The organism is Peribacillus frigoritolerans (assembly GCF_040250305.1).
GTDB lineage: Bacteria > Bacillota > Bacilli > Bacillales > DSM-1321 > Peribacillus.
Map to the genome: position 1 here is coordinate 443,860 of NZ_CP158190.1, position 11,463 is coordinate 455,322.

9 protein-coding genes are annotated in these 11,463 nt (G+C 42.8%); all 9 read left to right on the forward strand.

All coding sequences use genetic code 11. The features are described from left to right. Positions 1–22 precede the first annotated feature (22 nt). Entirely contained in the window at positions 23–1,060 is a 1,038-nt protein-coding gene (locus ABOA58_RS02125; protein ID WP_350301017.1) for a DUF3048 domain-containing protein, read from the forward strand. 26 nt (positions 1,061–1,086) lie between these two features. Then, entirely contained in the window at positions 1,087–1,401 is a 315-nt protein-coding gene (locus tag ABOA58_RS02130; protein WP_034306094.1) for a YerC/YecD family TrpR-related protein, read from the forward strand. Positions 1,402–1,616: 215 nt separating this feature from the next. Further along, positions 1,617–2,300 (forward strand): heptaprenylglyceryl phosphate synthase, encoded by a 684-nt coding sequence (locus ABOA58_RS02135; protein ID WP_063235730.1) that lies wholly within the window; start codon positions 1,617–1,619, stop codon positions 2,298–2,300. Positions 2,301–2,361: 61 nt separating this feature from the next. Continuing rightward, complete coding sequence (gene pcrA, locus ABOA58_RS02140; protein ID WP_350301018.1) at positions 2,362–4,608, forward strand: DNA helicase PcrA; 2,247 nt, start codon at positions 2,362–2,364, stop codon at positions 4,606–4,608. 101 nt (positions 4,609–4,709) lie between these two features. Then, complete coding sequence (ligA, locus tag ABOA58_RS02145) at positions 4,710–6,716, forward strand: NAD-dependent DNA ligase LigA (protein WP_350301019.1); 2,007 nt, start codon at positions 4,710–4,712, stop codon at positions 6,714–6,716. Positions 6,717–6,727: 11 nt separating this feature from the next. Beyond that, on the forward strand, positions 6,728–7,897 hold the full coding sequence (locus ABOA58_RS02150) for a CamS family sex pheromone protein (protein ID WP_350301020.1): 1,170 nt from the start codon (positions 6,728–6,730) through the stop codon (positions 7,895–7,897). 351 nt (positions 7,898–8,248) lie between these two features. After that, positions 8,249–8,539 (forward strand): Asp-tRNA(Asn)/Glu-tRNA(Gln) amidotransferase subunit GatC, encoded by a 291-nt coding sequence (gatC, locus tag ABOA58_RS02155; protein WP_350301021.1) that lies wholly within the window; start codon positions 8,249–8,251, stop codon positions 8,537–8,539. Between the two features lie 12 nt (positions 8,540–8,551). Further along, the gene (gatA, locus tag ABOA58_RS02160; protein ID WP_350302768.1) at positions 8,552–10,012 is read left to right on the forward strand and encodes an Asp-tRNA(Asn)/Glu-tRNA(Gln) amidotransferase subunit GatA; all 1,461 of its coding nucleotides are present in this window, start codon (positions 8,552–8,554) and stop codon (positions 10,010–10,012) included. Between the two features lie 12 nt (positions 10,013–10,024). Then, a complete protein-coding gene (gene gatB, locus ABOA58_RS02165; protein ID WP_076372752.1) occupies positions 10,025–11,452 on the forward strand; it encodes an Asp-tRNA(Asn)/Glu-tRNA(Gln) amidotransferase subunit GatB in 1,428 nt (475 codons plus the stop codon). The last annotated feature ends 11 nt before the right edge of the window (positions 11,453–11,463 follow it).

Genomic DNA, 11,463 nt, shown 5'->3' on the forward strand with positions numbered 1-11,463 from the left:
AATAAATCAGAGGAGTGGAAAGATGAACCTTAAGAGAGTTCTTTTCATCGTTATTGCTATTTTACTGCTGGCAGGCTGTTCGACGAAAGAAGATCCTGCATCGGATGACAATAAGCCGAAAGACCAAGCTGTCATCAAAAATACAGATGTGAAAAATGAACCTTCCAATGAGTTTCCACTAACAGGTATAGCCACCGATGCAGGCAGTGAGCGCAGGGCTGCAGCAGTGATGATTAATAATCATCCGGAAGCACGCCCACAATCGGGCCTCTCAGAAGCCGATATGGTCTACGAAATGCTCGCAGAAGGTGACATAACCAGATTTTTAGCTATCTTCCAAAGTGAAATGCCAAGCCAAATCGGTCCGATCCGGAGTGCAAGGGACTATTATATCGAATTGGCTAAAGGCCTTGATTGCATCTATGTCTGTCATGGGAACAGCCCCGAGGCAAAAACCATGCTGGACAAAGGGTATATTGATAACTTGAACGGATTATATTATGATGGTACTTTGTTTCAACGTTCGGCAGATCGAAAAGCACCGCATAATTCCTACACCTCCTTTGAGGATATCCAAAAAGGTGCGAAGGAAAAGGGATATGAGTTGAATGGTGCACCGGCGCCTTATGCTTTCCTTACAAAGGAAGAGGCAGCTGGACTTCAAGGGGAACCGGCATTGAAAACCGAGGTTTCCTACGGATCAGACGAGTATGATGTACAGTATGAATACGAAGCCACGGAAGAGAAATATAAACGTTATTCGAATGGAAAGCAAACAGTCGAGCATAAATCGAATAAACCTATTTTACTGGATAATATATTGATCATTGAGGCTGTTCATCAAGTGATCGACGATAAAGGGCGTCGTAAAATCGACTTGAAAAGTGGCGGAAATGGTTATTTACTTCAAAAAGGAAAAGCGAATGAAGTAGAATGGGTTAATAAGGATGGTCGGATTATACCAGTGAAAAACGATAAAGAAGTAGGGTTGATTCCAGGGAAAACTTGGATCAATATTATTCCGGATGAACCTGGTTTAGTAGGAGACGTCTCATTTTGATACCCATGAAATTGAGGGGGAGTAACATGCAAATTGATAAGTTAAGGGGAAAAGAAACGGATCAGCTGTTTAAGTCGATCCTTTCCTTGCGTGATTTGGACGAATGCTATCGATTTTTTGATGATTTATGCACAGTTAATGAAATTTCATCACTGGCACAGCGTCTTGAAGTAGCCCGCATGCTTGAAGAAGGAAAAACCTATCATAAAATCGAAACGGAAACGGGTGCAAGCACAGCTACTATTTCCAGGGTCAAACGCTGCTTGAATTACGGAAATGATGCTTATTCCATGGCACTTAACCGTATTAAGGATAACGTTGAGGAAACAACTGAATCCTAATCGATCAAAATAAAAAGCCGGGGAATTCATTTCCCGGCTTTTTATTTTGAGTTCAGGACTCTCTTTGCCGGCTGTCTTTCAACCGTATCCGTGTTATATTGGATTTTAGATTCAGAGGTTCCATTTGGTAATAACATTTTATCGATACTTCTCTTTTTTAATGAAAAATCTTAATGCTATAATGGTGTAATGGGAAGTGTGAATGGAGGATTATAATGTACGATTTTCGCGAGTGGAAACATGTTTTCAAACTCGATCCAAATAAAGAAATAAGTGATGAGGCCCTAGAGAAAGTCTGTGAATCCGGTACTGATGCAATCATGGTCGGGGGAACGGATGGAATCACGCTAGAGAATGTGCTTCATTTAATGGCACGTGTCAGACGATATACCGTCCCATGTGTGATGGAAATTTCTTCTGTTGAAACGGTGACGCCAGGGTTTGATTTATATTTCATTCCGAGTGTCCTGAATAGCACCAACCCGGATTGGATGATGAAACTGCATCAGCAAGCAGTCAAGGAATACGGATACCTTTTGAATTGGGATGAAATTTTCGTTGAAGGGTACTGTATCCTGAATCCTGAGTGCAAGGCGGCCCAGTTGACGAAAGCCAATACCGATTTGGATATGGATGATGTGGGTGCTTACGCGATGATGGCAGAAAAGATGTTCAACCTGCCGATTTTTTATTTGGAATACAGCGGTGATTATGGCGATGTCCAGATGGTGGAAGCGGCCAAAGAGAGTTTGGAGGATACCGTACTATTCTATGGCGGTGGGATAAAATCTGTTGAACAGGCCAAAGAGATGTCCAAAATTGCGGATGTCATCGTTGTCGGCAATGTGATATATGAAGATTTGAAAGTGGCACTTGCAACAGTTTCGGCAGTTAAATGAAAACATGTAATAATTATAGTATACTAAAACAGAAACGAATGTTCGTATAGGTGGTGTGATAATGCAATATTTAGCGGAAAAATTACTAATAGGTTTGAATGAACAGCAACAAAAAGCAGTGAAAGCAACTGATGGCCCACTTTTAATCATGGCTGGGGCAGGAAGTGGAAAGACGCGTGTGCTGACTCACCGAATAGCTTACTTGATGGTCGAGAAGGAAATAGCGCCTTGGAACATCCTTGCAATCACGTTCACCAACAAAGCGGCACGTGAGATGAAGGAGAGGATCCGTGCCATACTTGGCGGTGCGTCCGAAGATATCTGGATTTCGACTTTCCACTCGATGTGTGTCCGTATTTTACGAAGAGATATCGACCGTATCGGATTTAATAGGAACTTCTCGATATTGGATACGACGGATCAGCAATCGGTCATAAAACAAATCATGAAAGACCGTAATATGGATACAAAGAAATATGATTATCGTGCCATTTTAGGTAGCATCAGTTCAGCGAAAAATGAATTGGTCGGGCCGGAAGAGTACCTGAAGACGGCGTCTGATTACTTCACTAAAGTAACTGCCGATGTATATACAGAATACCAAAAACGGCTACGTAAAAATTCAGCGCTCGATTTCGATGATTTGATCATGATGACGATTCAATTGTTCCAACTCGTACCTGAGGTGCTTGAATATTATCAGCGTAAATTTCAATACATTCATGTTGATGAGTACCAAGATACGAACAGGGCTCAATACATGCTTGTTAAACTACTGGCTTCACGCTTCCGTAATCTCTGTGTTGTCGGAGATTCCGATCAATCGATCTATCGTTGGCGCGGTGCGGATATTGCGAATATCCTTTCATTTGAAAAGGATTATCCGAATGCCAACATGATTTTCCTTGAACAGAATTACCGCTCGACGAAAAAGATTCTTGCAGCGGCGAATAAGGTCATCGATAACAATCAAAACCGGAAGCCGAAAAATCTTTGGACCGAGAATGCAGATGGCAATAAGATATTCTATTACCGTGCGGACAATGAACAAGGGGAAGCGCAATTCGTAGCCGGAAAGATAAATGAGTTAGTCCAGGATGGCAGCCGGAAATATTCAGATATAGCAATACTTTACAGAACAAATGCACAATCACGTGTCATGGAGGAAGTTCTGCTTAAATCCAATATAAATTATGCAATAGTCGGGGGCACCAAGTTCTATGACCGTAAAGAGATTAAGGATTTACTTGCCTATCTTCGCCTTATTGCGAATCCTGATGATGACATCAGTCTTCGCCGTGTAATCAATGTACCAAAACGCGGAATTGGTGCAACTTCAATGGACAAAGTGGCAGATTATGCAGATCAATATGATGTTTCCATTTATAAAGCACTGGAATCTGTGGAAATGGTAGGGATAAGCGGGAAGGCTACCAAAGCGGCAAGGGAATTCCATACGCTGATCACTAACTATACAAATCAGCAGGAGTACTTATCAGTGACGGAACTTGTGGAGGAAGTCATTAAGAAAACCGGTTACCGTGAGATGCTGCAGGCAGAAAAAACGATTGAATCACAAAGCCGCCTTGAAAATATAGATGAGTTTTTATCTGTTACGAAAGCATTCGAAGATAACAGCGAGGACAAATCTTTGGTGGGCTTTTTGACTGACCTTGCGTTGGTTGCCGATATAGACCAACTTGACGAGAATACTGAAGAAGCTACAAATACGGTAACGTTGATGACGCTGCATTCAGCGAAGGGACTTGAATATCCGGTGGTCTTTCTATTGGGCCTTGAAGAAGGGGTATTCCCTCACAGCCGCTCGCTTATGGATGAAGAGGAGATGGAAGAAGAACGCCGTCTGGCTTATGTGGGAATTACAAGGGCTGAAAATGAACTATTCATAAGCAATGCCCAAATGCGGACATTGTATGGACGGACGAGCATGAATCCCGTTTCACGTTTCATTAGTGAAATACCAGAGGAACTTCTTGAAGATCTAAAACCGAAACCGGCCCCTAGAGCTAGGCAAACACCTTTCAGTTCTTCGAGAACCGGATCTCCTTCAACTGCTTCAACAAGAAAAGTGCCTGCCTTCGGAAAAGCTGTTTCTGCGCCATCCGCAACGGGCGGTGAAGAGATCGGCTGGGCTGTCGGTGACCGTGCCTCCCATAAAAAATGGGGTATAGGAACCGTGGTGAGCGTAAAAGGGGAAGGCGAAGGGAAGGAATTGGATATAGCCTTTCCAAGTCCAATCGGCATCAAGCGCTTATTGGCGAAATTTGCACCAGTTGAAAAAGCTTAAGATTAATATGTTTCCACTGGTAAAGAATAGGGATATCTGACTTTAGACACCGCTCTTCTATAAGAAGTGCGGTGGAGTCTTCTTTAGAAAGGATTGAACGTATGGACTTACAAGCTGCAGAGAAGAAAGTTCTGGAACTGCAAACGTTGTTGAACCAATACAGCTATGAATATTATGTGATGGACCAGCCATCAGTACCTGATGCTGAATATGATCGTCTGCTCCGTGAACTTATTGAGTATGAGGAGAAATTTCCGGAACTGCAAACGGCGGACTCACCGACACAACGGGTCGGTGGCGCCATTTTGGATATGTTTGAAAAAGTGGAGCATACCACACCAATGCTTAGTTTAGGCAATGCCTTCAATGAAAGTGACTTACGGGATTTTGACAGAAAGGTCAGACAATCTGTAGGTGACGATTTTTCCTATGTATGTGAATTGAAAATTGATGGACTTGCCGTCACTCTTCAATATGAGAATGGATATTTCGTAAGAGGGGCAACCCGTGGAGATGGAACGATCGGTGAAGATATTACCGCTAATTTAAAAACGATCAAGTCGATTCCATTGAAGCTGCGGGAGCCGGTTGCCATAGAAGTGCGCGGTGAGGCTTTCATGCCAAAAAAATCATTCGAATCATTAAACAAGGCAAAGGAAGAACGCGGTGAGGAACCATTTGCAAACCCAAGAAATGCAGCTGCCGGCTCGTTAAGGCAGCTTGACCCAAAACTTGCTGCGAAACGGAACTTGGATATTTTCCTTTATGCGATTGCCGATTTGGGCGAAACAGGGGTCCGTTCCCACAGTGAGGGTCTTGATTTATTGGATCGACTCGGGTTTAAGACGAATCGGGAAAGAAAAAGATGCTCGAATATAGAGGAAGTGCTGGCCTATATAGTAGAATGGACGGAACAACGTCCGAACTTAGCCTATGATATTGATGGAATTGTCGTAAAGGTGGATTCCCTTGAACAGCAGGATGAATTAGGTTTTACTGCAAAAAGTCCGCGATGGGCGATTGCTTATAAATTCCCAGCTGAAGAAGTCATTACAACCCTAAGGGATATCGAGCTGAATGTTGGCCGTACGGGTGTATTGACCCCGACCGCCGTTTTGGATCCCGTTCGGGTAGCGGGTACCACTGTACAGCGGGCTTCACTTCACAACGAAGACTTAATCCGTGAAAAGGACATCAGAATCGGAGATCAAGTGGTCGTGAAAAAAGCGGGTGACATCATTCCAGAGGTAGTCAATGTACTGGCAGAGCGCCGTACAGGGGAAGAAGTCGAGTTCCAGATGCCGACTGAGTGCCCGGAATGCAGCAGTGAACTTGTCCGGCTGGACGGGGAGGTTGCTTTACGCTGCATCAACCCGAAGTGTCCTGCACAAATACGGGAAGGCTTGATTCACTTTGTTTCCCGTACAGCAATGAATATAGACAGTCTTGGTGAAAAAGTGATTAGCTTGTTATTTAAAGAAGAACTTATACAAGATGTGGCTGATATTTATAAGCTTACATACGATCAACTGATTGCTTTGGAAAGGATGGGGGATAAATCCGTCAATAAACTTCTTCAAGCGATTGAAGCTTCAAAGACCAACTCGTTGGAAAAATTACTATTCGGGCTGGGCATTCGCCATGTTGGTTCAAAAGCTGCCAAGACGCTTGCGAGGGAATTCGGGACGATGGAAGCCTTAAGCAAGGCGAGCCGTGAAGAACTAACGGCCATTAATGAAATAGGCGATAAGATGGCTGATTCCATCGTAGCTTATTTTGAATTGGAAGAAGTCCATGCATTATTGAATGAGCTGGATGCAGCCGGTGTGAATCTTACTTTCAAAGGGCAAAGAGCTGTTGCTATAGAAGATATCGACTCCATTTTTGCTGGTAAAACAGTCGTTTTAACGGGAAAACTGCATCAGTTAACACGTAACGAAGCAAAAGAGAAATTAGAGGCGCTAGGAGCTAACGTTGCTGGAAGTGTCAGCAAGAAAACCGACTTGGTCGTAGCTGGCGAAGATGCCGGTTCCAAACTGGCAAAAGCTGAAAGCCTAGGCGTCATGGTATGGGATGAAGAGAGACTGATTGAGGAACTAAATAAATAAGAGGTGTAGCTATGAGGAAACTCTCTATTTTGGGGATGATTCTTATACTGCTTCTTGCTGGATGTGCGCCTAGTTTTGAGGATAAGCAAGAGGTAGTCCAAGACTCCAAAGACAAAAAAGAAACGGCAATTATTCCGAAGTATAAAATTTCGGAAGAATATTATCAAACAATCCTACCGTTTGAACCATCAAAAGCACGCGGTTTGGTCGTATCCAATCTAAATACCCGATATGACATTGAAGAATTCGAAAATGGATTGATGCGGTTGGCCCAAACCCAATTCGACCCGGAAGATTACCTGTTTCAAGAGGGGCAAATACTAAATAGTTCCGAGATATCTTCTTGGCTGAACAGAAAATATACCGATAGTCAGTTGAAAGAAAAGGACATGAAAGCCTCCAAGAATCTTGGCTTGAATCCGGTTGATCCAGGTAAAGGTGACATTGATAAGCGGAATGAAGATAATCCGATCTATCTTGCCCATGTTTTAGAACATAATTACTTGGTAAAAACAAAAGATAATTCAGTGAGCCTTGGCGGAGTTGTAATAGGTCTTGCGCTGAATTCAGTGCATTACTATCAAAAAGAGGCATTTGGTGCCACATATGAAAAGAAAATCGATAGTAAAAAGCTAAAGCAAGAAGGGGAGAAAATTGCTGCAGAAGTCTTAAAAAGGCTGCGTAAAAAGGACAAGCTGAAAAATGTTCCGATTACGATTGCCTTATTCGAGCAAAATGAAAAATCTTCAGTGGTCCCTGGGAATTTCATTTCCTATACAAATATCGATAAAAACTCTGACAACATTGGAAAATGGACGGACTTGAACGAAGAGTATTTCCTATTTCCTTCAGCTGGTGCTGAAAAAAAATACCGTGATGACGTCAATACTTTCACGAACTTTAAAGAAGATGTTGAAGAATACTTCCCTAACTTTAACGGAGTCATCGGCAGGGCGTTCTATATGGATGATCAATTGCAAAGTCTGAACATCGATATCCCCATTCAATTTTATGGGAACTCTGAAGCCATCGGCTTTACCCAATATGTTGCTGGGCTTATAATGGAACGTTTCCCGAACTATATTGCCGTACAGGTATCCATTACCTCTGTAAATGGACCTGAAGCGCTCATAGTCCGTGAAGCAAATCAGGACGAACCAACCGTGCATATATACGAATGAAAAAAGATGAAGCTTAACGGCTTCATCTTTTTTGTGTCCCGCTTTTAAATGGGAATGTATCCTAAATAACCTTTAACCAGGAAGTAAACCCTTCCATTTTAAGGAGCAACTGCTTTTAAAAAGGGAACATTTGTCGAATTTTAAAGGACTTATTGTCATTTCCCCGGAAATTCCGGCAGCTTTCCCATATTTCCCGGAAAATATCTCTTTTTCCTTATGAAATAATTGAATTTCGACATTGTATCTCTTGTTGCTTTACTGTGTAATAGTTTGATATGATTTAAACGATGATTATATGGAGAAAAGCGACGAAATTCAGTCGATTTGGATATTTTTTCGGAGGTGAAGAGAATGTCACGTATTTCTATGGAACAAGTTAAACACGTTGCCCATTTGGCTCGTTTGGCCATTACGGAAGAAGAAGCACAACAGTTTCAGCATCAGCTTGACCAAATGATTTCATTCGCGGAGCAGTTGAATGAGCTTGATACGGATCAAGTAAACCCGACTTCTCACGTTTTGGATATGAAGAATGTTATGCGCGAAGATGTCGCAAAACCGGGATTGCCAGTAAAAGAAGTAGTTAAAAATGCACCGGATAGCAAAGATGGATATATCCGTGTACCATCTATAATTGAATAAGGAGGGACAATGATGTCGTTGTTCGAACAAAAGGTTTCTGAGCTTCATGAACGCTTACATAAGAAAGAGATAAGTGTCACTGATCTTGTTAACGAATCGTATAAGCGAATCGGACAGGTAGAGGACAAGGTGAAGGCATTTTTGACACTTGATGAAGAAAACGCCCTCAATCAAGCAAAACGATTGGATGATCAATTGGTAAAAGGCGAGAACGAAGGCGCTTTATTTGGTATGCCGATCGGAGTGAAGGATAATATTGTCACTAAAAATTTGCGTACGACTTGCGCGAGCAAAATTTTGGAGAACTTTGATCCAATCTATGATGCAACCGTTGTTCAAAAGCTACAGAAGGCAGAAACGGTTACGATCGGGAAATTGAATATGGATGAGTTTGCGATGGGTTCTTCCAATGAGAACTCCGCGTTTCAGGCAACACGCAACCCTTGGAACACGGAATATGTGCCAGGCGGTTCTTCGGGTGGTTCAGCTGCATCTGTCGCTTCTGGTGAAGTCCTATTCTCTTTAGGTTCCGATACGGGTGGATCGATCCGCCAACCAGCGGCATATTGTGGAGTTGTCGGCTTAAAACCTACATATGGACGGGTTTCCCGATACGGACTTGTAGCATTTGCGTCTTCACTGGACCAAATCGGTCCGGTTACAAGAACTGTTGAAGACAACGCTTATTTGCTTGAAGCGATTTCAGGTGTGGATCCAATGGATTCGACCTCTGCTAATGTTGACGTGCCGAATTTTGTGAATTCATTAACAGGCGATGTTAGAGGATTGAAAATAGCTGTGCCTAAAGAATATCTTGGCGAAGGCGTTGGGGAAGAAGCACGTAATTCCGTACTTGAAGCGTTAAAAGTATTAGAGGGGCTTGGAGCTGAATGGGAAGAGGTATCCTTGCCGCATTCCAAATATGCTTTAGCTGCCTATTATCTGCTATCTTCATCGGAAGCTTCGGCTAACCTTTCACGTTTTGACGGTGTGCGTTACGGACACCGTACAGACAATGCAGAAACACTTATAGAAATGTATAAGCAAACCCGTGCAGAAGGATTCGGTGACGAAGTGAAACGCCGTATCATGCTTGGAACTTTCTCCTTAAGTTCAGGTTATTATGATGCTTATTATAAAAAGGCTCAAAAAGTACGTACGTTAATCAAAAAAGACTTTGAAGATGTCTTTGAAAAATACGATGTCATCGTTGGACCGACTACACCTACGCCTGCATTTAAAATTGGTGAAAAAGTCGACGATCCATTAACGATGTATGCGAATGATATCTTGACGATTCCAGTCAATCTTGCTGGTGTACCGGGTATATCCGTGCCATGTGGATTCGCAGCGAATGGGCTTCCGCTTGGACTGCAAATGATTGGGAAGCATTTTGATGAAAGCACGATTTACCGCGCGGCTCACGCATTTGAGCAAGCAACAGATTTTCATAAACAATTTCCTAAGCTGTAAGGGGTGAAAAAAATGGACTTTGAAACGGTGATTGGTCTAGAAGTACACGTAGAATTAAAAACGGATTCTAAAATTTTCTCAGCGAGCCCAAATCATTTTGGTGCCGCTCCAAATAGTAACACGACTGTAATCGACCTAGGCTACCCAGGTGTATTGCCTGTCGTCAATAAAAAGGCTGTTGATTTTGCAATGAAGGCTGCAATTGCCCTGAATTGCGAAGTGGCGGAAATTACGAAATTCGACCGGAAAAACTATTTTTACCCGGACAATCCTAAAGCATACCAAATTTCACAGTTCGATCAGCCGATCGGTGAGCATGGTTGGATTGAGATTGAAGTGGGCGGCAAGAAAAAGAAAATTGGCATTACCCGCATTCATATGGAAGAGGATGCTGGAAAGCTGACACATAAAGGGAACTATTCACTTTGTGATTATAACCGCCAAGGTACGCCTCTAGTTGAAATCGTATCCGAGCCGGATATCACTTCCCCGGAAGAAGCTTATGCATATCTGGAAAAATTGAAATCCATCATTCAATACACCGGCGTTTCCGATTGTAAAATGGAAGAAGGCTCACTTCGCTGTGATGCCAACATTTCCTTGAAACCTGTCGGCCAAAAAGAATTCGGTACGAAAACCGAATTGAAAAACTTGAACTCATTCAACTTCGTCCGCAAAGGGTTGGAGCATGAAGAAATCCGCCAAGCGGAAATCTTGAATGAAGGCGGCATAATCGAACAGGAAACACGCCGGTTTGATGAAGCTACAGGCAGAACGGTACTAATGCGAATTAAGGAAGGCTCCGATGATTATCGTTACTTCCCGGAACCGGACTTATTGACGATCCATATCGATGAAGAATGGAAAGCGCGTATCGCTGCCGAGATTCCGGAACTTCCGGATGCCCGGAAAAAACGCTATGTCGAAGAATTTGGCTTACCGGAATATGATGCAGCCGTTTTAACGGTAACGAAAGAAAGTGCTGATTTCTTTGAAGCGACAGTCGCTTCAGGCGCGGATGCAAAACTGGCATCTAACTGGATCATGGGCGAGGTTTCCGCTTTCTTGAATGCAGAAGGTAAAGAGCTGCATGATGTCAAATTGACTGCTGAATCGTTGGCTGGAATGATCAAGCTTATTGAAGATGGCACAATTTCTTCTAAAATCGCTAAAAAAGTTTTCAAAGAATTGATTGAAAACGGCGGGGATGCAGAAACGATCGTCAAGGAGAAGGGACTAGTCCAAATTTCCGATGAAGGCGCATTGCGTACAGCCGTTGAAGAAGCATTGAATAATAACCCGCAATCAATTGAAGATTTTAAGGCCGGTAAACAAAAAGCAATCGGCTTCCTTGTCGGGCAGATCATGAAAGCAACAAAAGGACAAGCCAATCCACAGCTTGTTAATAAAATTTTGGTGGAAGAAATCAATAAACGTTAATATTGACCGTA

Bases quoted from the DNA above. Each gene is read 5' to 3' on its own strand.
- ABOA58_RS02125 (WP_350301017.1), top strand. From the start codon at position 23: ATGAACCTTAAGAGAGTTCTTTTCATCGTTATTGCTATTTTACTGCTG.
- ABOA58_RS02130 (WP_034306094.1), top strand. From the start codon at position 1,087: ATGCAAATTGATAAGTTAAGGGGAAAAGAAACGGATCAGCTGTTTAAG.
- ABOA58_RS02135 (WP_063235730.1), top strand. From the start codon at position 1,617: ATGTACGATTTTCGCGAGTGGAAACATGTTTTCAAACTCGATCCAAAT.
- pcrA (WP_350301018.1), top strand. From the start codon at position 2,362: ATGCAATATTTAGCGGAAAAATTACTAATAGGTTTGAATGAACAGCAA.
- ligA (WP_350301019.1), top strand. From the start codon at position 4,710: ATGGACTTACAAGCTGCAGAGAAGAAAGTTCTGGAACTGCAAACGTTG.
- ABOA58_RS02150 (WP_350301020.1), top strand. From the start codon at position 6,728: ATGAGGAAACTCTCTATTTTGGGGATGATTCTTATACTGCTTCTTGCT.
- gatC (WP_350301021.1), top strand. From the start codon at position 8,249: ATGTCACGTATTTCTATGGAACAAGTTAAACACGTTGCCCATTTGGCT.
- gatA (WP_350302768.1), top strand. From the start codon at position 8,552: ATGTCGTTGTTCGAACAAAAGGTTTCTGAGCTTCATGAACGCTTACAT.
- gatB (WP_076372752.1), top strand. From the start codon at position 10,025: ATGGACTTTGAAACGGTGATTGGTCTAGAAGTACACGTAGAATTAAAA.